This window comes from Citrobacter freundii complex sp. CFNIH4 (genome assembly GCF_002934505.1).
Classification (GTDB): domain Bacteria; phylum Pseudomonadota; class Gammaproteobacteria; order Enterobacterales; family Enterobacteriaceae; genus Citrobacter; species Citrobacter freundii.
Genome location: NZ_CP026231.1, coordinates 2,434,036 through 2,453,949 on the forward strand (window position 1 = coordinate 2,434,036; position 19,914 = coordinate 2,453,949).

The following is a 19,914-nucleotide window of genomic DNA, read 5'->3' on the forward strand; positions in this document are numbered from 1 at the left end:
AACTGACAAAGCCATGATTAAACTTGGTAGGTTAACTTGTTGTTATTGGTCATTTTTCATAAAAAAGCGACAGTAACATTCCATTGCTTAAAGCATAGAAGCTGGGATGTTAGCTGCCGCTATTTTTTCTGGCTTACCGTCACAAAGACCTGTAAATATCTACTCGCTCAGTAGCTTCTCGATGCTCTTACGGAATTTCGGACCTTCTTTCAGGTTACGCAGCCCATACTTAACGAATGCCTGCATGTAGCCCATCTTTTTACCGCAATCGTAGCTGTCACCCGTCATCAGCATGGCATCAACAGACTGTTTTTTAGCCAACTCTGCAATGGCATCAGTCAGCTGAATACGTCCCCAGGCACCTGGAGCAGTTTTTTCCAGCTCTGCCCAGATATCAGCAGAAAGCACATAGCGTCCTACGGCCATCAGATCGGAATCCAGCGTTTGCGGCTGATCCGGTTTTTCGATGAACTCAACGATACGGCTGACTTTACCTTCGTTGTCCAAAGCCTCTTTGGTTTGAATAACAGAGTATTCAGACAGATCGCCCTCCATACGCTTAGCCAGCACCTGACTGCGCCCGGTTTCATTAAAACGAGCAACCATAGCAGCGAGGTTGTAGCGCAGCGGATCCGCACTTGCGGTATCCTGAATAACGTCAGGTAATACCACGACGAACGGGTTATCACCAATGATAGGGCGAGCACAAAGAATGGAGTGACCCAGACCCAGTAACTGAGCCTGACGGACGTTCATGATAGTCACGCCCGGAGGACAGATAGACTGCACCTCGGCTAATAACTGGCGCTTAACACGCTGCTCAAGCAACGATTCGAGTTCGTAAGAGGTGTCGAAGTGGTTCTCAACCGCGTTCTTAGACGCATGAGTTACCAGAACGATTTCTTTGATACCTGCAGCTACAATTTCGTCGACAATGTATTGAATCATCGGCTTGTCTACGATCGGCAGCATCTCTTTAGGGATTGCCTTAGTGGCTGGCAACATGTGCATCCCCAGACCTGCTACCGGAATAACTGCTTTCAAATTAATCATTAAGTCATTCACCTATTCATTAGTTGCTGAATTATAGCTTTTTAGCTTGTTTTAGCCAGTATGAATTACATTGTACTGTTGCCGCGTATGTTACGCCGCTTATCTGTAGAATGCAGTAATCTTAAGCTCAAGTATGTACAACTTGAGCCAGGAATGGTCGCAAAGTTACCTCTCCTGCCCCGGTAGTCGAAAATTCACCGCTTCAACATTCACCACCTGATGGTTTACCCGGTCGATGTCAACTGAACTTTGCCCAGCTTCGTTTACCGCATGAACATTGGCCAGTGAGAGTAGTGTGTCCTGCCTGGCCATAAACTTTCCGCGTACGTCCTGGCGCAGATCGAAGTGCATCTTAAGTGCGGGCCCCGTGGCCAATTGCTGCATCACCCTGACGTTACGTAAAAAAAGGTGCTGCGGTTGGTTGTGCAACTCAAGCGTGGCACACTTCATCTCCACGTTGGTGATGGCCACGAATGACGTTGCATTACCAGAGGAGATCTGAATTCCGCGTAATTTGTATTCACGTTTGGTGTTATCGAGATGGATATTATTTAGCTTAAAGTTTTGTGGAATGGATAAATATCGACCTTTGATAACGCCATAACCAATGAGCATACCTGCGCTGTTCTCCATATTGATATTATCGATCACGAAGTTATCACATCCATAAATAGCAACCGTCGCATTATCAATGCCCGCTTTCTTACTGAAATCCGGTGTGATATTTCGCGCGGTAATATTACGAATGATAAAATGCTTGCCGTTCTCCACATGAACTAACTGCCGACAGTCGGTACCGGTGATGTTCGCCACCACGAAGTTTTTTACCGCCAGTTCATCGGGATAGCTATTGTCATAGGTACTGCCCGCCAGCCCGATACCGATGCCCCAGTTCACATTGCCATTGGTACAGTTAATACGTTCAATGACATGGTCAGAAATGAGGATGTTGCTGTCGTTGATAGCCACATTCCACTCAATGGCATCTCCCTGTAGATCGCTAAAACGGCAGTTTGTAATCTTTACGCCATCCATTCGGTTATGAAAACCCTGACGCAAAATCCCATAGTTAGCGCGTGTGACAGTAATATCATCAATAATCAGATTACGCATCAGCCTTGAAGTTTTACCGCCGATATAGATTTGCGTCACCGGACCGAAACCGCTCATGGCAATCCCTTTTATTACACAGTCCGAACCACGTACATCCAGGGTAACGTTCTTCAGGCTCCCGCCCTGCTCGCCCACCACTTTGCATCCATCCTGCAGAATAAAGCGCCCACGGCCATTGCCACTTATTCGCCCTTGTATGAAGAGCGTTTTGCCTGGCGGAATAACAATAGCAGTATTGAGATCCTTACATTCCAGGCCTTTTGGTACGACGACCATTTGCCCTTCTTTGAACGCCTGCCTGAAAGAGGCCACCCAATCCTGTGGGTTGTAATCCTGAATGTTGACGCTGCCCGATGATTCAAGCGCGCGAACAACGGGAGAATGCAGCACGACAAGCGCAGAGCCCGCCGTCAGAAAAGTACGGCGTGAGAGTTTGTTCTCTGACATACAACCTCGATTTACATCGTTTGCAGCAGACTGGCTAACTGTTTATTGATAGCTAACTGATTAAATTCATTTTCAATTTTTTCACGCGCACACTGCACAATCGACTGTACCTGCTCACTGTCGAGCAGGCTAAATGCCGCTAAACGCTCTGCCAGTGCCTGCGCGTCGTTTTCCGGTACCAGCCAGCCTGATTTACCCGACTCGACCAGCTCCGGGATCCCGCTGTGAACGGTGGAAATCACCGGAATACCCACCGCCATTGCCTCCATCAGTGCCACCGGGATCCCTTCCATATCGCCGTCTCTTCCGGTGATCGAAGGCAGCAAAAATACATCCGCCTGTTCAAGCATCTCCTTTACCTGATGACTGGGCTTAAAGCCGGGCATCTCAATAACGCCATCGAGTTGATATTGCTCGATCAGCGTACGTAAACGACGCTCCCAAGGGCCGATACCCAGAATTCGATAACGAAATGAAACGCCCTGCTCTTTTAACTGACGACAAGCTTCGATGGCGAGGTGCAGTCCTTTTTTCTCGGTTAACCGGGCAACAGAGATTATTTCCAGCGGTGCAGTTGGCGATTTCAACTGGCGTGGCGTAAAGCGTGTCATATCGATTCCCATACGCGAGACGGCAATTTTTTGCGGCGGACATCCCATATTTTTTAACCGTCCGGCCCAGAGATTGCTGATGGGCAACATTAAATCACCGCGTTGAAACAGCTGCTGATACTCAGGGGTATAGCGGGCCAAAACGCCCCGGTGCGAAACATCAATCCCATGAAATACCGTGGCGATTTTTCCGCGGATCATCCCAAGCTCACGCAGCTTGGCGGCCGTTACGCCTGCGGGCCCAAAATGAGCAATAAAAACATCCGCCTCAAACGCTCGCGGATTCCCGCCGCAAATAGCTGCCAAAATCAGATTGCGCGCCTCCTCACCATAGCGTGCAACATTAAGCGCTTTCCAGGTCGCTGCGCGGGTAATACCGTGCAGAGCCGCCGCTGCCCTATATTTCAGTTTCGCCAGTTTGCTTTCCGGTTCATTCAGCAACCAGCGAGTTTTTTCACCCAGACGGTAGGTATTAAAGGAGGCATGAGTATTTTCAAGATCGCCCTTCTGCAAAGCGACAATCTCCACGTCGTAGCCCATATCGATAAATGCGGTTATCTGATTGAGTACAAATGTCTCGGAGGAGAGCGGAAATTTAAGCAGGAAAAAACCAATCTTCATTTATCCCCCTCAATACGCGTTAAAACCGACTGCACCATGCGTACCCCACGTTCGCGTTCGCGCATAACCGCGTCGCCGAGACGTATGCGCAGCTCAGGTAACTGTCCGAGAGTATCGGCAACCTTCCCTTCGAGACCGCCATCGAGAAGATGACGAATATCAACAGCCATCTCCGGTAACCCCAGTTGTTGCATGATCCCGGCCGATTTGTGCTCGTAGTTAATGGCGATGGCAGGCGTCATAAAATTCATCGAGATGATGGCAGAATGCAAGCGAGTCCCCACCGTCAGATCGCAGGCGCCCAGAATCTTCCCCATCTCCAGATCGTTAAGTTCATCCATCACCACGTGATATCGGGCCGGATCGTTAACATACTGGCGCAGGTTTAACGCCACCATGCGGTCATCTTTGTTGTAACTATCAATACCGGTGCAAGTTGACAGCGCTATCACCTGGTAACCTTCGTCGAGGATGCGGTTCACCACCCCGGAAAAGGCTTGCTCATAGGCCTGCTGCGTTGTCCCCAGACGCTTATCAAAAGGAGCCAGCTCACGCAATGTAATGGCAACGGTCTTCTGTTTAGCCGCCATGTCTAACCAGTGCTGTACCGCATAACCTGGCTCAAAATCCTCATGATGGTTGTCAACCAGCCAGGCCGTATCCACGCCAGTTTCGACTTTATCCGTGGTAATTGCGCTGCGCTTCATCAGATCCAGACTGACGGATTCACGTAAAATCAACGCATTACAGTGACCAAACACGTAGTTCGCCAGTTGATTAAACTGCCCATCCTGGAATGGCCCCACGCTGTGACCAATCATGTACAGCGGTTTTTTCGCCATAAACGAACACAGGGCATGTTCAAACTGCGGCACGCCATACAGATCGACAAAGAACGATCCGCCGACCTGGATGATGGCGTCATAGCGCGACAGCAGACGGACAAAATCGGTAAAGCCCTGGGCGATAGCGATATTGCGCAGATTACCGGAATCGGTAACACGCGAGAGCAGTACCTGATGCTGATAGCGACGACGCAGCACTTTCTTCACGCGCCCCATAACACCCGCTGCGTTGTTATGTTGCTTCATCTGCAAATACAGCGGGTCGCCCATCACCGGGCGGTTTAACAACCACGAAGAGCTCACCGGGTAACGGCTCATCACATCCACTTCGGTCTCGGGACGCAACGCGTTAATGGCATCCAGCAAACCGCGCAGGATCGCGCTATCCCCTCGGTTCCCGCAGGTATGGTTGCCTAAAATTAGTAATTTCATTATGACCTCTTAAAACGTTGTTCTTATCCCGCACGGAGCAAGGTTTTCATTTTTTCACTGCGACAGAATTGGCGTTTTATTTCCACCACCAGCGGATGGCGCGACAGCACAATCATTAGCGCAAACACCAGTGCTCCTGCCGCTATCTGGATCCCCAGCAGCGCGCTTAATGGCACCTGGTTGCGCAGGGTTAAGCCCAACGCATAGCTCACCACAAGGGTTGGTAAGGAGAGATACAACGGCAGCCACAGGCTGAGCATGTACTGACGGTAGCTGGAGCCAAGAACAGGTTTGATCATCACGAAGTAGCTGAGGATCGTGTTAATCACCTGGACCAACAGAAAGCCCAGCGTCACGCCAATCGCCCCCGCCAGATGACCGCCAATGAAAATGGCAGGAATAAACAAAAAGGTTTTGAACACATTGAATTTGAAGCTGATATCGACCCGGGCTTTCGCCATCAAAAGCGATCCTATTGGATTCCCCACGGATCGCAGCAAACCCACAATGCACAATAGTTGCAGGACCGGAATAATGCCGTTCCACTTATCGCCGAATACCAGCGGCACCACGTTATTCGACACCACCATCAGTCCCAGTAGCGCTGGGAAGTTGATAATCCCAACCACTGACAGCAACTTGTAAAAATTCACTCGTAGTTTTTCGCTGTCGTCCTGGATTTTGGCAAACGCCGGAAACAGCACGCGGGTGATAATCGGGTTCAGTTTGATCGGCGGGACAACCGCCACGTTCCAGGCGAGATTGAATCCGCCCGCCACGCCAGCTCCCAACGTGCGAGCTAAAACCAGCGTGGAAAGGTTGGTATTGATGTAATTGATGATGCTGTCTGCCGTCAGCCATGCGCCAAAACGCAGGTTCGACGAAACGGATGCCAGCGAAAAATGCAGCCCGGGTCGGTAAATCCGGCGGCCAAAATAGCCGAACAGCAGCGTACGTAGCGTACTATTCACCAGATACCCAAGAATGGCCGTCAGCGCGAGCGGCCAGAAATGGGCGCTGACCACGGTAAAGGTAAATCCAGCCAGCACCGAACTGGTTTCAATCATGCCAATTTTGTTGAAGGCCAGCTCTTTTTGCATCAGCGCGCGAAACTGCTGCCCGTGCGGTATCACCACAAACGCCAGTGATAAGGTTTTGATGAGCGGTGCCAGTTCTGGGTTATTGAGCACATGGGCAATCGTCTCGCTCAGCAGAAACATCGCCACGCATACCACGATACCCAGCCCAACGTTTAGCCAGTACAGCGTCGTCAGCTCCAGATAACCAATCTCTTTGCGTTGAATAATTGAGTTGGCGATACCGAAATCCGACAGCGTATCGGCCAGCGCTATGATCACCAGCGACACGGTTAACAACCCGAACTGGTGGTTATCAATAATTCGCGCCAGGACAGTCATCTGAATAAGTCCGAGCCCAATAATGATCACCGTTGCAATCGCCGACCACTTTGCGCCATTAAGCGTTTTTTCTCGTAAGCTCATGTTAATACGCCGCTTTGTTAACAAAGCCTTTGAATATCGTCAGAAAAACAATTTTGATATCGAACCACACGCTCCACTCGCGAATGTATTCGAGGTCAAACTCCACACGTTTCTCCATTTTTTCCAGCGTATCGGTTTCACCGCGCCAGCCGTTGATTTGCGCCCAGCCGGTAATACCCGGTTTCACCTTATGGCGTAACATGTATCCCTCAATCAGTTGGCGGTACTGTTCGTTATGCGCCACCGCATGCGGACGTGGTCCGACGATAGACATCCCCCCGGTGAGCACGTTAATAAACTGCGGCAGTTCATCAAGCGACGTCCGACGCAGGAAATTCCCCACAGGAGTAACGCGCGGATCGTTTTGCGTGGCCTGCGTCACCACCGCATCGTTTTCCATCACTTTCATTGAGCGAAACTTCCAGACTTTGATCGGCTTCCCATCCATGCCATAGCGAGTCTGGCGGAAAATCACCGGTCCTTTGGAGGTCAGTTTTACCAGTAGTGCTATGCCACACAGCACCGGGGAAATAAGTAGCAGGATCAGTGAAGCCAGCACGATATCTTCCGCGCGCTTCAACAGACGATTAATTCCCGAGAGTGGCGTGTCATACAGCGGCACCACCGGAATGCCGTTCATCTCTTCAATCCGTGAATGCAGAATGTTGAAGGTAAAGACATCAGGAATAAGGATCACTGAACAGGTGGTATCGGCCAGCTCGCGCACTAATTTTTTGACGCTGGCACCATCGCTCATCGACATGGCGATATAAACGTTATGAATGCGTGAGGCTTTGGCGTCATCCACCAGTTGTTGCAGATTACCGGCCCAGTCGCGGGAGTTTTTTCCAGGGATAGGGTCGTGATAGATACCTGCAACTTCAAACCCCAGCCACGGTTCATGGCGAAAGCTGTCCAGCAGCATTTGTCCGGCAGGCAGGTCCCCTGCCACTGCCACCCGGCGAGTGTTGTAACCGCGATTACGCAGCCATCCCGCGCCGTAGCGAATAAACGAACGACTCAACACCAGGCCAACGCTGGATAGCAGATACCACGCCAGCCAGACGGCGAGACGGTTATCAAAATCATTATTAAAGGCGATCAGACCTGCGCAAAAAATCAGGCTTAGCGTCCAGTTTTGCAGCAACAGCACCAGCTCAGTGGTAATTTTGACACCACGCCAGGAGCGATAAAAATCCGTTATGCCACCGAGCATCTGAAAAACGACCAGAGTGATCAGCGCCACCAGCAGGTGCATGTACAGGAAAGGCAAACCGCTTAATTCGCAGATTACCCACAACCCGCCAAACATGATGGTGATATCTGAAAAGCGTTGCACCATCGAAATTAACGACGCATTGGTTTTGGCGCGCTCGCGCTTCTTTAGATGTGTCATCGTGGTTCCTGTTAGTCACCCTTTGCCCAGAATCGGGCAAAGGAAGCACCAGCATTACTGATTCAGTAACGCCAGAAGAGTGCGCGTTCGCGCTTCCATCAACGGAATATCTCCGCGCGATTCCACGTTCAGGCGCACCACCGGTTCGGTATTGGAAGAGCGTAAATTGAAGCGCCAGTCGACAAACGACATGCTGATACCGTCCGTTCTGTCCACCGTCAGCGCCTCACGGGAAAAATGCTGCTCCACGCGCGCAATCGCTGCCGCCGGCTCTGCCAGCGTGCTGTTTATTTCACCACTCGCCGGGTAGGCCGCCATCCGGTCGCGGACCAGTTCGCCCAGCGACTGCCCTTTCAGACACAGCAACTCCGCGACCAGCAGCCACGGGATCATCCCGCTGTCACAGTAGGCAAAGTCACGGAAATAGTGATGCGCACTCATTTCACCGCCGTAGACGGCATCTTCGTGGCGCATCCGCTCTTTGATAAACGCGTGTCCGGTTTTTGACATCACCGGTTTACCGCCTGCCGCCGTCACCACGTCCACGGTGTTCCAGGACAGACGCGGGTCGTGGATAATCTTCGCCCCCGGATTCTTCTCCAGAAACGCCTCCGCCAGCAGGCCGACAATGTAGTAGCCCTCAATGAACTGACCTTTTTCATCGAACAGGAAGCAGCGGTCAAAATCACCGTCGAAGGCAATTCCCATATCTGCGCCGTGTTCAATCACCGCGTTGCGCGTGTCAGCCCGACATTCCGGCAGCAGAGGATTGGGAATACCGTTGGGAAAGTTGCCATCCGGCGTGTTGTGGATTTTGATGAACTCGACCGGCACGCCCAATGTTTTAAAACGGGCTTCAATGGCGTCCACTACAGGGCCTGCCGCGCCGTTACCGGAATTGAGCACCAGCTTCATCGGTTTCAGATTGGCGGGATTGATGTAACCCAGCAGGTGGTCAATGTAGGCATCACGGATAGTAATACGCTGGTAGCGGCCACGTTTTGTCTCATCAACCGCCGGGAAGTCGTTGGCTTCCGCCAGGCGCTGTACGTCGCGCAGACCGGTATCACCGCTGATGGGCCGTGCCCCTTCCCGCACCAGCTTCATGCCGTTGTAATCCATCGGATTATGGCTGGCGGTCACTTCAATACCGCCGTCAATACCCAGGTGGAAGGTGGCAAAATAAATCTCTTCGGTACCCGACATGCCAATATCCAGCACATCCACCCCCGCATCCTGTAGTCCTTTCGCCAGCGCCAGCTTTAGCGTCTTGCTGGTCAGGCGCACATCACCGCCGAGGACAATCGTTTTTGGCTTCAGGAACTCGCCGTAAGCGCGGCCAATACGCCACGCGATATCTTCATTCAGCTCTTCGCCCAGCCTGCCGCGAATATCGTAGGCTTTGAAACAGGTTAATTTCGTCATGATTTACCCTTCTTCAGGCAACAGGAGGCCCTGACTCTTAATGAGCCTTTTAATGAGTGTTAAATGCATTTCCTGGCGCGCTTCGCTTACCGGGCCTACGGTGTTGTAGGCCGGATAAGCGCGGCGCATCCTGCATCAGGCGCGCCCGTATCTGTCCGCAAACCGCACCACATCATCCTCATCGAGGTAAGATCCGGAGCGCACTTCAATCAGATCGAGCGGGATTTTCCCGGGATTCTCCAGACAATGGGTCGCCCCAAGCGGAATATAGACAGACTCGTTTTCAGCGAGCAGTTTGATGTCATCATTGATCGTCACTTTCGCGGTACCGGCCACCACTACCCAGTGTTCAGCCCGGTGATGATGCATCTGCACGGACAATCCTTCACCGGGTTTAACGGTAATTCGCTTCACCTGGTAACGGTCTCCGGCATCAATGGAGTCATACTTGCCCCACGGACGGTAAACTTCACGGTGAATATGGTGTTCATGTCGTCCGTCAGCTTTAATTTGCTCCACCACTTTTTTGACGTCCTGCACCGCGTTGCGATCGGCGATCAGCACCGCATCTTTGGTCTGCACCACCACCAGATCCTTCACCCCGACGGTCGTCACCAGGCCAGATTCGGCATACACGTAGCTGTTTTCCGTTTTGTGGCTAATGACGTCGCCATGATGCACATTGCCTTCGGCGGTATGGGCGCTGATTTCCCACAGCGATGACCAGGAGCCAACATCGCTCCAGCCTGCGTTCATGGGCATTACCACCGCATCGGCCGTACGTTCCATTATCGCATAGTCCACAGACTCTTCCGGACAGGCGAGAAACGCCTGTTCATCAACGCGGATAAAATCGAGATCGGGGTCAACCGTACTCATGGAATTCTCACAGGCCTGAAGAATGTCGGGGCGATATTTTTTCAGTTCTTCCAGATAACGTCCGGCGCGGAACAAGAACATGCCGCTGTTCCAGTAGTAATCGCCGTTCGCCACATAAGCCTGCGCGGTTTCCAGATTGGGCTTTTCAACAAACTGCGCCACTTCGAACGCCACAGCGTCGGTATTCGTTGGCGAAACCTCGCCACGGCGGATATAGCCATAGCCCGTTTCCGGCTGGTCCGGCACGATACCAAACGTCACCAGCTTACCCGCACTGGCATAGGGCATAGCATTGCGAACCGCCTCGCGAAATGCCTCTTCGTCGGCAATCATGTGATCGGCCGCCAATACCAGCAGCAGCGGATCTTCCTCCGGGCTTTGACGTTTTGCCGCCAGTGCGGCCAGCGCTATCGCCGGTGCCGTGTTACGTCCGGCGGGTTCGAGAATAATGTTCTCAGTCAGCTTGTGCAGTTGCCGTAGCTGTTCCGCGACGATGAAACGGTGTTGTTCATTACAGATAACCACCGGGCTTTCACACTCCACGCCGTTCAGACGACATATCGTTGTCTGCAGCATGGTGAGATCACCTTTCAGGCACAGGAACTGCTTTGGATACAATACGCGGGACAGAGGCCATAAACGGCTACCCGAGCCACCGGCCATCACCACCGGAAAGAGTTTGCTTTGACTCATCATTAACCCCGAATATCAGCAATAAATTGGCTAAGCACGTTATCTTTATCCAGCGTGCGTTCGGCATAGTCACGTGCCACCGTATTGACTTTTGGCATCCTCAACGCTTGTTGGATACCGCAAACCAGCGCGTTTACCGATTCCGGCTCCACGCATACTGCGATGCCTGGAACAATGTTACAGAGCTGCCCCAGCTCGGTTTCCGGCTCGGCGGTAATCACCGCGTTACCACCAACGGCGAGGATATTGGTCAGTTTGGAAGGCAGTACGGCATCCGCCGCACCGCGCTTTTGTACCACCAGATGACAGTCCGCCATTTTGAGCAGTGCAGGCAGCGCGTCATAAGATTGCAGCGGAAAGAACATCACATTGTTCAGGCCGCGTTCGCTGGTCATGTTCTCCAGCCGCGCTTTACCCCCGCCCTGCCCGACAATCACAAACAGCCAGGGCCGCTCGCTCAACAGGGCCGCTGCGTCGATTACACTCTCCAGTCCTTGCTTTTCACCAATATTGCCAGAGTAGAGAATGATTTTTTTTCCATCAGGCAAGCCCAGCTGCTGGCGCAACGCCAGAGCATCGGCGGCGTCCACATCGCGAAAACGCGCTACTTCTGACCAGTTCGGAAAGAAAATAACCTTCTGTGCATCAACGCCCTTTTCCTGTGCTTTATTCATCATTGAGCGAGAAATGGTCGAAATATGATCCATATTCAACAGCCCACTGCGCTCAAAAGCGCTGGCCAGTTTTGCCACCATACCGCGCTTGCCTTTGCCCGCCATGCCAAGTCCCAACATGGCATCAACTTCGTAATCCTGAATATGCAGCAGCGTGCGCGCCCCGGACAGCTTCGCCAGCAGGCGCATTCCCGGCGTACAAAACAGCGTCGGTACTACCCCAATGATGCGATCCGGCTTCCAGCGGCGCTGCGCCAGCAGCGGGAAGAAACTGCTCAGGGCGAAACTGCCTAAATGCAGTAGACGCTTGAGCGTGGAGGGCTGCTCAGGCACATACAGCGGGCAACGCCAGACGATGGCATCGCCCTCTTCACGACGGTAGCGCCAGGATGAATAGCGACCGTTGACTTTCCACTGCGGATAATAAGGCGGCGCAGTGATCACCCGTACGTCATGCCCCTGTTGCGCCATCCACGCCACCATTTCACCGGTGTATTTACCGATACCGGTCAACTCCGGCGAATAGTTGATGCCATACACAAGGATCTTCATAGCCCGGGTGCTCCGGCCTGACTCTTCTCACAGAAGTAAGCCCGGCTGTTGTCGTGCACGCGGTCAGTGGCCAGAATCTCTTCAATTGCCAGCCAGCAGTACGCGTCATGTTGAAGGTCAGGCAGTTGCAGGTCGTTTTCCGACACCCGCAGACGAAATCCCAGCACGATGTAATGCGTTGAGAAATCTTCCCCGGAAAAGTTGTCGTCATAGAAGTGCTGCCAGACACCGTAAAACTGCGCAGCGGACAGCAGTAAACGTAACCCCAGCTCAGCTTCAGTAAGCCGCTCAAAGGCCGCGTGCAACGGTTCATCTTTTTGCACCCGACCGCCGGGCACAAACCAGTACCCCTGCGCAGGACGATTGAGGCGCTTGCCAAGCAGAAATTCACCGTGGGCGTTTTCCACGATCAAATCGATGGAAATCAGCGGAGTTGAACGTACAACGGTGGCAAAATCCTCATGACGTAAAAACATGCTTACCCCCGGTAACGCTGCTGGTTTTCAAGAAACCACTGATATGTACTGGCAAGTCCCGCTTGCAGAGATATCTCGTGATACCAGCCCAACTGATGCAGACGCGTAACGTCAAGCAATTTGCGCGGCGTGCCGTCCGGTTTACTGGCGTCAAACACCACGCGCCCCTTGTAACCCACGACCTCCGCAATAGTCTGCGCCAGTTCACGGATGGTGCAGTCCACGCCGGTACCCACGTTGATATGCGACAGCATCGGCTGGGTATATTCCTGCAACACTTTCTGAGCCAACTCCATCACGTGGATACTGGCCGCCGCCATATCGTCGACATGCAGAAATTCACGCATTGGCGTCCCGCTGCCCCATACCACCACATCCGGCGCATTTTGCCCGCGAGCTTCATGAAAGCGGCGCAGCAGCGCCGGGATCACATGCGAATTACTCGGATGAAAGTTGTCATGCGGCCCATACAGATTGGTCGGCATCACCGAGCGATAATCACGGCCATACTGTCGGTTATACGATTCACACAGCTTGATACCGGCAATTTTGGCAATCGCATACGGCTCATTGGTCGGTTCAAGTGTCCCCTGCAACAGTTCACTCTCGGCGATTGGCTGGGTAGCTTGCTTGGGATAAATACAGGATGACCCGAGAAACAACAGTTTATTCACGTTATGCAGATGTGCAGCATGAATAATGTTGCTCTCAATCATCATGTTTTCATAAATAAAATCAGCAGGATAAGTATTGTTTGCCACAATCCCTCCTACTTTTGCCGCCGCCAGATAAACCTGGTCAATACGTTCAGCGGCAAAAAACGCCTGCACCGCACTGGCGTCCAGCAGATTAAGCTGGTCGCGGGTACGCAGCACCAGCTCCACATTATTTCGCTGCGACAATTGTCTGACGATGGCGGACCCCACCATCCCGCGATGGCCCGCCACAAAAATACGTTGTGTCTTCATCCTCAGTACTCCAGCGCGATGGCAACCTCGTAACCGTGCGACTTGAGCAGGGAATGTTTCTTCGCCGCATCAAGATCGTTAGCAACCATTTCCGAGATCATCTGGCGCAGCGTGATTTCCGGTTTCCAGCCCAGTTTTTCATGTGCTTTGGCCGGATCGCCCAGCAGCGTTTCCACCTCAGCCGGACGGAAGTAGCGCGGGTCAACGGCAATCATGACATCGCCTGGCTTCACGCCCGGCGCATCATGTCCGGTCACGGAAACCACGATGCCTTTTTCATTCACGCCCTCACCTTCAAAGCGCAATTTAATCCCCAGTTGAGCTGCCGCCATTTCTACAAACTGGCGCACGGAATACTGCACGCCGGTGGCAATCACGAAATCTTCCGGCTTATCCTGCTGCAGCATCATCCACTGCATCCTGACGTAATCTTTGGCATGCCCCCAGTCGCGCAGTGAATCCATGTTGCCCAGGTACAGGCAAGACTCCAGCCCCTGAGCGATGTTGGCGATCGCCCGGGTAATTTTGCGAGTGACAAAGGTTTCGCCGCGGCGCGGAGACTCGTGGTTAAACAGAATGCCGTTACAGGCATACATCCCGTAAGACTCACGGTAGTTGACGGTTATCCAGTAGGCATACAGCTTAGCAACGGCATACGGTGAACGCGGATAGAACGGCGTGCTCTCTTTCTGCGGGATTTCCTGAACCAGACCGTACAGCTCAGAGGTGGACGCCTGATAAAAACGGGTCTTTTTTTCCAGACCAAGGAAGCGGATCGCCTCCAGCAAGCGCAAGGTGCCGATCGCATCAACGTCTGCGGTGTATTCCGGTGAATCAAACGACACCGCAACGTGGCTCATGGCACCCAGGTTATAGACTTCATCCGGTTGGACTTCCTGTAAAATACGGGTCAGATTGGAGGAGTCCGTCAAATCGCCATAGTGCAGATGAAATTTGGGATTGCCTGAATGCGGATCCTGGTAGATGTGGTCCACACGTTCGGTGTTGAATGATGAAGCGCGACGCTTAATACCGTGTACTTCGTACCCTTTTTCCAGCAGGAGTTCTGCCAGGTAAGAACCATCCTGCCCGGTTACGCCAGTAATGAGAGCGACTTTTGACATGTTATAACCTCTTCAGTGATCCCCTCAGGGAGTAACTTTCTCGACGCGTTCGCGCGTGACTACTGCGGGATTTCCCCGACAAATGACATTTGCTGGCAGCGATTTAAATACGCTGCTTCGTGCTCCGACGACGGTGCCATCGCCAATCGTCACGCCAGGCGCGACAAAGACATCTGTCGCCAGCCAGCATTTATCGCCAACCACTATCGGTGTGGCGTTAATATCAAAATGTTGGCTGGCATAATCATGACTCCCGGTGCATAAATAACTTTTTTGCGAAATAACTGCGTGGGCCCCAATCGTAATATCACCTAACGTATATAAAACCGCGTCATCACCCACCCAGGCATAATCTCCCAGAGTTAGTTTCCACGGATAAGTAATTTTTACTGAAGGCCGAATGACTACGTTTTTTCCTATTTTTGCGCCAAACATCCGTAATAAAAATGCACGCCAGCGATACATAACCTGTGGAGACCAGCGAAATAATGTTGCTTGCACCGCCCACCATAATTGCACTTTAATAGCGCCGCCGCCGCGAAAACCGCCAGGCACTTTAAATCCGCTTAAGTCTTGCATATTGTGCCCTTACGTTTTTCCATATAAGGCTTTTGTTTTATCGGTTGTGCGCAGACGTAAATATTCTGACAAACCGGTCCAAAAAACTGGCATGTGTAATATCTGGCGCTGTACTTTTTTGGCATCCCGGCACAATTCCAGATTATTCGTCGTTGACACTCCGCCCATAGAAAATTCCGACACCAGCCCGCGCAGCTTTTTAAAAGCGTAACCGGACTTGTATAATTTGGCTGCCAACGCGTAATCTGACGATATTTTATATTGCAAATCATAATGCCAGACATTCAGTCCTGAGAGCGGAAAAAATATTGCCTGATGGCTGGCGGGCAGGCTGTGATAAATATACCAACCCGGTTTTGCCCGACGCTTAATTTTGTTGCCATTGCCGAAATCCAGCAACGCATCGCCAATGACCATAGTTTGGTCACTCTGCATTTTTAGCTGGCGGATAAAACAAGCCGCATTCGCATGCAGAATATCCCCGGAGTTGAGGAACAGTGCAAACCGCCCGCGCGCCATGGCGATGCCTTTGTTCATCGCATCATAGATGCCGTTATCCGGCTCGCTGACAAACCGTAACCGGTGTTCTCCACTGAGTCCTTCAAGAAACGCCGACGTACCATCCAAGGAGCCGCCATCAACAACAATCCACTCAAAACTGATATCACCCGCTTGCGCCAGATGTGCCAGCGACGCGTGAGTTTTGACGATCCCTTCCAGATTGCGAAAGGCGACGGTAATGATACTGAGCAGCATGTAAGTTACCTCGCGATATTCAGCGCCTTGCGCAAAATAAACGGACACACAATTAAAAATGCGTATTCCGGACTAAATACTGAACCTGTAAAAAACAGTGACAATGGTGTAAAAAGATAAAGCTGCACCCGATAATTCTGATTATCGCCAAACGCATTGATCATCATTTTCATGACCTTCCCCATGTACCATAGGGCTAATATCACCGCGAACCATGAAAAATAAATAATCAGCAGATACAAGCCATTGTCTATTGTTTTACCGACATCTGCACCGTTAAAAATTCCGAATGACGCGACGTATTCATAAAGTGAGCCAAATCTCACTACGCCATCAACGTTCAGTAACGAATAACCGACCATCACTAATGGCCCTACGATACGATAATACGATGACGAACCTTCAGTTCCTAAATCACCAAGCCGCGTTGCGATGTACGGAAAAGCAAATATCACACCAACTAAAAACACGCTCAATGAGATTATCGCCAGAGGTAGCTTCTTTTTTATCGCATCCTTATTTAGGTACTGAAACGCCCATTCCAGGAGGTAAAACAAAATAAACGTCATTACTCCTGAAAACGATCCCGATAATATTATCCCTACCAGAATCATAGCATCGGACTTAGGTGTTTTGATACCAAACTGTTTGATACTGAGCCAAATTGAGATTAATGCCAGAGCGAAGAATGCCGGTTCGAAATAGAGCGCCGTGGTTCGTTTTCCACCAAACTTAATAAAGTTCAGAACATAGCTGTTACTGTAAATAAGATATTTCGAAATAACTTCCATTAAACTGCTGCCGCCGCTGAGAATTATCTGCGCCATTTCAGCTGCAGCTAACCCCACCACCAGTCCCACAACCAGCCAGAAAAAGCACAAGATTTTAATGTAGTTATGCGATGAAATGGTTTTGAAGCGAATACTCCATACCATGCCAATAATCACCACGGTATAGATAAACAACATGGCGGACGTCACGTACTTGCTGGCATCCAGTGACTGACCGAACAGATAGTTAAATGCCGTCAGTCCGCCCCCTACGCCCAGCGCGATCATTAATTTTTTGATATTGATGCGTTCGATAAACAGCAACAGCAGAACGGGTAAAAAGGTAACGATAGTGATCGGGAAGCTCTCGCCAAGCTGGGCGAGTTTGACGTTTACCAGCAGATAAAGCAGCGGTAGCACCAGATAGCTACAGATTCTGATAGAACGAGACATATTCCTCCAGCATCTGTTGTCCACTGTATGCCAATCGGCTGCGCTGGCTAAATGCGGCAAGCGACGTGTCAAAAACCGCCTGCGCAATGTCTGATTTTTTCAGCTGCACCAGTTGCAACACTTCAGCTTCGCTGAACGTTTTTCCGCCTGATTTAGCCAGCACTTCCTGCGCGGCATCGCTGTGCGTGGCTATTACCGGTACGCCGATGGACAGCGCTTCGCACAGAATCAGCGGGTAGTTATCGACACGGGAGCTGAACACCAGTCCATCCATCTGATTAAGCGCACTCATCAACGTGCGCTTATCGCTCTCAAAACCGTGATTGATGACGTTATCTCCCGCAAATGGCGAAAATTTGCCGAAGGTATGCAACTCAATTTTGTCTCCGAGCGCGGTAATCGCTCGCACCAGTTGCTGACTGGTTTTGCCGTCATAGCGCAGGTCATGAGCCACCACGGCAATTTTCGGCCGACCGCTCTTCTCATGCATCGCGGGTAGTTCGGCAAGAATGGCTTCAGTTGCCACATCAATGCCATTATTGATAATGCGGCAACGTCCCGCGCCATACAGGCTGTTGAACGCGTCGGCCACATGCTGACTGGGCGAGATAAACTGGCAACCCAGCGCCAGCATCGCACGAAACATCTGCCGCTTAACGGGCAACTGCTGATGGGCTTTATCGATTTTTACCGGCGGATAGTTGCTCAGCGTTGGGCATTGCAGACAGCCCGTTTTCCAGCCTTCGCAGCCATCGGTAAAGGCACAGCGCCCAGTCACACTCCAGTGATCGTGCAGCGTCCAGACGAAGGTGATATCCGGTTTATGCGCTTTCACTTTTTGGCAAAAGGAGACTACCTCTTCCAGGTTCAACCAGTAGCTGTGCAACACATGAAAATGCAGTACCAGCGGGCCGTTAGTGCGGGTAACCGTACGATATAGCTTGTCGAGATTGCCGAACATGTCGCGGTTCACGAAACGAAACAGCGCAATGTTCGCCGCCGACGTCAGGCGCGGCGTATATTTGATAACCTGCGGGTATTTCGCATGGCTGGCGCTTTTTTTACCGCCTTTGCCATAGCCATAGACAAAACGCGACGACAGCCCTTTTTCCAGCGACCTCAGATGCAAATCTAACGCCACGCCTGCCGCCCCACCTTCTGCGAGTCGCACATTAAATTGTAATATCTTCATTTTATTACCTTCACCCGTGCCTTCTCGCCCACGACCAGCGCATTGTCCGGAACGCTATCCACCACGACGCTCCCGGCACCAATCGTCACGTTATCGCCAATAGCAACGTCGCCAAGCAGAGTGACATTGGCCCCCAGCTCAACGCTGTTACCGATTACCGGGCAGGACAAATCGTTGGTGCCAAGATTGCCGATGGTGACGCCGTGACGTAGGGTAAAATCATCCCCCACAACCACGTGTTTATTGATAACCACCCCATAGCCATGATGGATGGTGAAACGACGACCGATTGATGCAGCGGCCTGAATTTCATAGCCAAACAGGCATTCGGTGATAAGGCGGTACATCACCAGTACCGGTGCGGCCCACAGGTTGTTTAAGATGTTTTTTTTACGCCAGACGGAGCAAAAATGGGCAATCCGATAGGCCACCACCATGCAGCAGGGGCGCAGACTCCAGCCGTTCACGCGTAAATCTTCCAGCATAATTAGCGTCCTCGCAGTCCGTCGGCCAGACGCTTACTGTTGCGAACAGAAAGCAGCGTCAGCAGCGTGCGCCAGTTCATCCGTTTGTTGCGGATCTGATAGAGGGTAAACAACTGATACTTCTTGCTGGCCCGGTCAAATTTGCCTTTGTGCTTGCGGTAAAACTGAAAGTAGCCGGAGAATTTATTCGGCGATGAGGTAATGCGCATCTCACCGTGATTTACATGCAGGATCTGCGTCGCCTCTTTGACCTTCCACGGTTTGCCATACGCCACCACCATGCGCAGGAAGATGTCGTAATCCTGCGCCGCTTTCAGCGTGGTATCGAACAGACATGCTTTAAACCGCCATGCCCAGGTAAATACCTGGTTACCAATGATGTTGCGCTTATAAAACCTGCGGCGTGAATAAACGGACTTAGGATAGAGCGGCAGACTGGTCGGCTGCGAATACACTTCGCCCTCACAGACATAGTCATTGGCATACAGAAACGCCCGCGTGACCAAATGATGGCGATAGTTGAGAAATACACTCAGTCGGTTCGGCGTCCATTCATCATCATCATCAATCCCCGTAATGTATTGTCCGTTGGCCTGCATAATGGCCTGATTACGCACCGCGCAGGCCCCGGAGTTGGCGGAATTATGCGTATACGACACGCGCGGATCGTTGAGTTCCTCAACAAACTGCTGCAACTGCTCATATGAGGAAGAGCAATCATCCACAATGATCATCTCCCAGTGAGGATAGTCCTGGCGCAACACCGATTTAATCGCCCGAATGGCCAGCTGCTGGCGGTTCCAGGTTGGCATGTAAATTGAAATTAGCGGGTTTTCTGTGGTCATTTTCGTTTCCAAAAAAAGTTGCC

Annotated in this window: 18 protein-coding genes; all 18 read right to left on the reverse strand. The window is 51.6% G+C overall.

Annotated features, from left to right (window positions below; all coding sequences use genetic code 11):
• Positions 1 to 159: 159 nt before the first annotated feature.
• Positions 160 to 1,053, reverse strand: a complete 894-nt coding sequence (gene galF / locus C2U41_RS12665) for a GalU regulator GalF (RefSeq protein WP_103848824.1) — start codon at positions 1,051 to 1,053, stop codon at positions 160 to 162.
• A gap of 165 nt (positions 1,054 to 1,218) precedes the next feature.
• Positions 1,219 to 2,613, reverse strand: a complete 1,395-nt coding sequence (gene wcaM, locus C2U41_RS12675; RefSeq protein WP_048217346.1) for a colanic acid biosynthesis protein WcaM — start codon at positions 2,611 to 2,613, stop codon at positions 1,219 to 1,221.
• 11 nt (positions 2,614 to 2,624) lie between these two features.
• Entirely contained in the window at positions 2,625 to 3,845 is a 1,221-nt protein-coding gene (gene wcaL / locus C2U41_RS12680; protein WP_003844312.1) for a colanic acid biosynthesis glycosyltransferase WcaL, read from the reverse strand.
• On the reverse strand, positions 3,842 to 5,122 hold the full coding sequence (wcaK, locus tag C2U41_RS12685) for a colanic acid biosynthesis pyruvyl transferase WcaK (protein ID WP_003844313.1): 1,281 nt from the start codon (positions 5,120 to 5,122) through the stop codon (positions 3,842 to 3,844). The genes wcaL and wcaK overlap by 4 nt, the downstream gene beginning before the upstream one ends.
• 23 nt (positions 5,123 to 5,145) lie before the next feature.
• Positions 5,146 to 6,624: a colanic acid undecaprenyl disphosphate flippase WzxC gene (gene wzxC, locus C2U41_RS12690; protein WP_003844314.1), complete on the reverse strand. Its 1,479-nt coding sequence runs from the start codon at positions 6,622 to 6,624 to the stop codon at positions 5,146 to 5,148.
• 1 nt (position 6,625) lies between these two features.
• Positions 6,626 to 8,020 carry an undecaprenyl-phosphate glucose phosphotransferase gene (gene wcaJ, locus C2U41_RS12695; RefSeq protein WP_003844315.1) on the reverse strand — a complete coding sequence of 465 codons (1,395 nt, stop codon included), beginning with the start codon at positions 8,018 to 8,020 and terminating at the stop codon, positions 6,626 to 6,628.
• A gap of 54 nt (positions 8,021 to 8,074) precedes the next feature.
• A complete protein-coding gene (gene cpsG / locus C2U41_RS12700; RefSeq protein ID WP_046670039.1) occupies positions 8,075 to 9,445 on the reverse strand; it encodes a colanic acid biosynthesis phosphomannomutase CpsG in 1,371 nt (456 codons plus the stop codon).
• A 135-nt stretch (positions 9,446 to 9,580) separates the two neighbouring features.
• Positions 9,581 to 11,017, reverse strand: coding sequence for a mannose-1-phosphate guanyltransferase (gene cpsB, locus C2U41_RS12705; protein WP_048217345.1), 1,437 nt, complete (start codon positions 11,015 to 11,017; stop codon positions 9,581 to 9,583).
• Between the two features lie 2 nt (positions 11,018 to 11,019).
• The gene (wcaI, locus tag C2U41_RS12710; RefSeq protein WP_003844321.1) at positions 11,020 to 12,243 is read right to left on the reverse strand and encodes a colanic acid biosynthesis fucosyltransferase WcaI; all 1,224 of its coding nucleotides are present in this window, start codon (positions 12,241 to 12,243) and stop codon (positions 11,020 to 11,022) included.
• Positions 12,240 to 12,719: a GDP-mannose mannosyl hydrolase gene (locus tag C2U41_RS12715; RefSeq protein WP_103848825.1), complete on the reverse strand. Its 480-nt coding sequence runs from the start codon at positions 12,717 to 12,719 to the stop codon at positions 12,240 to 12,242. The genes wcaI and C2U41_RS12715 overlap by 4 nt, the downstream gene beginning before the upstream one ends.
• 2 nt (positions 12,720 to 12,721) lie before the next feature.
• Positions 12,722 to 13,687: a GDP-L-fucose synthase gene (fcl, locus tag C2U41_RS12720; RefSeq protein ID WP_103848826.1), complete on the reverse strand. Its 966-nt coding sequence runs from the start codon at positions 13,685 to 13,687 to the stop codon at positions 12,722 to 12,724.
• Between the two features lie 2 nt (positions 13,688 to 13,689).
• A complete protein-coding gene (gene gmd / locus C2U41_RS12725; RefSeq protein ID WP_003036748.1) occupies positions 13,690 to 14,811 on the reverse strand; it encodes a GDP-mannose 4,6-dehydratase in 1,122 nt (373 codons plus the stop codon).
• Positions 14,812 to 14,835: 24 nt separating this feature from the next.
• Positions 14,836 to 15,390, reverse strand: a complete 555-nt coding sequence (wcaF, locus tag C2U41_RS12730) for a colanic acid biosynthesis acetyltransferase WcaF (RefSeq protein WP_003036750.1) — start codon at positions 15,388 to 15,390, stop codon at positions 14,836 to 14,838.
• 9 nt (positions 15,391 to 15,399) lie between these two features.
• The gene (gene wcaE / locus C2U41_RS12735; RefSeq protein ID WP_103848827.1) at positions 15,400 to 16,146 is read right to left on the reverse strand and encodes a colanic acid biosynthesis glycosyltransferase WcaE; all 747 of its coding nucleotides are present in this window, start codon (positions 16,144 to 16,146) and stop codon (positions 15,400 to 15,402) included.
• Positions 16,147 to 16,151: 5 nt separating this feature from the next.
• Entirely contained in the window at positions 16,152 to 17,369 is a 1,218-nt protein-coding gene (gene wcaD, locus C2U41_RS12740; protein ID WP_103848828.1) for a colanic acid polymerase WcaD, read from the reverse strand.
• Entirely contained in the window at positions 17,344 to 18,561 is a 1,218-nt protein-coding gene (gene wcaC, locus C2U41_RS12745; protein ID WP_046670046.1) for a colanic acid biosynthesis glycosyltransferase WcaC, read from the reverse strand. The genes wcaD and wcaC overlap by 26 nt, the downstream gene beginning before the upstream one ends.
• Positions 18,558 to 19,046, reverse strand: coding sequence for a colanic acid biosynthesis acetyltransferase WcaB (wcaB, locus tag C2U41_RS12750; protein ID WP_003844327.1), 489 nt, complete (start codon positions 19,044 to 19,046; stop codon positions 18,558 to 18,560). Before wcaB ends, wcaC begins: the two co-directional genes overlap by 4 nt.
• Before the next feature lie 2 nt (positions 19,047 to 19,048).
• On the reverse strand, positions 19,049 to 19,891 hold the full coding sequence (wcaA, locus tag C2U41_RS12755) for a colanic acid biosynthesis glycosyltransferase WcaA (protein WP_044711337.1): 843 nt from the start codon (positions 19,889 to 19,891) through the stop codon (positions 19,049 to 19,051).
• Positions 19,892 to 19,914: the final 23 nt, after the last annotated feature.

Bases quoted from the DNA above. Each gene is read 5' to 3' on its own strand.
- galF (WP_103848824.1), bottom strand. From the start codon at position 1,053: ATGATTAATTTGAAAGCAGTTATTCCGGTAGCAGGTCTGGGGATGCAC.
- wcaM (WP_048217346.1), bottom strand. From the start codon at position 2,613: ATGTCAGAGAACAAACTCTCACGCCGTACTTTTCTGACGGCGGGCTCT.
- wcaL (WP_003844312.1), bottom strand. From the start codon at position 3,845: ATGAAGATTGGTTTTTTCCTGCTTAAATTTCCGCTCTCCTCCGAGACA.
- wcaK (WP_003844313.1), bottom strand. From the start codon at position 5,122: ATGAAATTACTAATTTTAGGCAACCATACCTGCGGGAACCGAGGGGAT.
- wzxC (WP_003844314.1), bottom strand. From the start codon at position 6,624: ATGAGCTTACGAGAAAAAACGCTTAATGGCGCAAAGTGGTCGGCGATT.
- wcaJ (WP_003844315.1), bottom strand. From the start codon at position 8,020: ATGACACATCTAAAGAAGCGCGAGCGCGCCAAAACCAATGCGTCGTTA.
- cpsG (WP_046670039.1), bottom strand. From the start codon at position 9,445: ATGACGAAATTAACCTGTTTCAAAGCCTACGATATTCGCGGCAGGCTG.
- cpsB (WP_048217345.1), bottom strand. From the start codon at position 11,017: ATGAGTCAAAGCAAACTCTTTCCGGTGGTGATGGCCGGTGGCTCGGGT.
- wcaI (WP_003844321.1), bottom strand. From the start codon at position 12,243: ATGAAGATCCTTGTGTATGGCATCAACTATTCGCCGGAGTTGACCGGT.
- C2U41_RS12715 (WP_103848825.1), bottom strand. From the start codon at position 12,719: ATGTTTTTACGTCATGAGGATTTTGCCACCGTTGTACGTTCAACTCCG.
- fcl (WP_103848826.1), bottom strand. From the start codon at position 13,687: ATGAAGACACAACGTATTTTTGTGGCGGGCCATCGCGGGATGGTGGGG.
- gmd (WP_003036748.1), bottom strand. From the start codon at position 14,811: ATGTCAAAAGTCGCTCTCATTACTGGCGTAACCGGGCAGGATGGTTCT.
- wcaF (WP_003036750.1), bottom strand. From the start codon at position 15,390: ATGCAAGACTTAAGCGGATTTAAAGTGCCTGGCGGTTTTCGCGGCGGC.
- wcaE (WP_103848827.1), bottom strand. From the start codon at position 16,146: ATGCTGCTCAGTATCATTACCGTCGCCTTTCGCAATCTGGAAGGGATC.
- wcaD (WP_103848828.1), bottom strand. From the start codon at position 17,369: ATGTCTCGTTCTATCAGAATCTGTAGCTATCTGGTGCTACCGCTGCTT.
- wcaC (WP_046670046.1), bottom strand. From the start codon at position 18,561: ATGAAGATATTACAATTTAATGTGCGACTCGCAGAAGGTGGGGCGGCA.
- wcaB (WP_003844327.1), bottom strand. From the start codon at position 19,046: ATGCTGGAAGATTTACGCGTGAACGGCTGGAGTCTGCGCCCCTGCTGC.
- wcaA (WP_044711337.1), bottom strand. From the start codon at position 19,891: ATGACCACAGAAAACCCGCTAATTTCAATTTACATGCCAACCTGGAAC.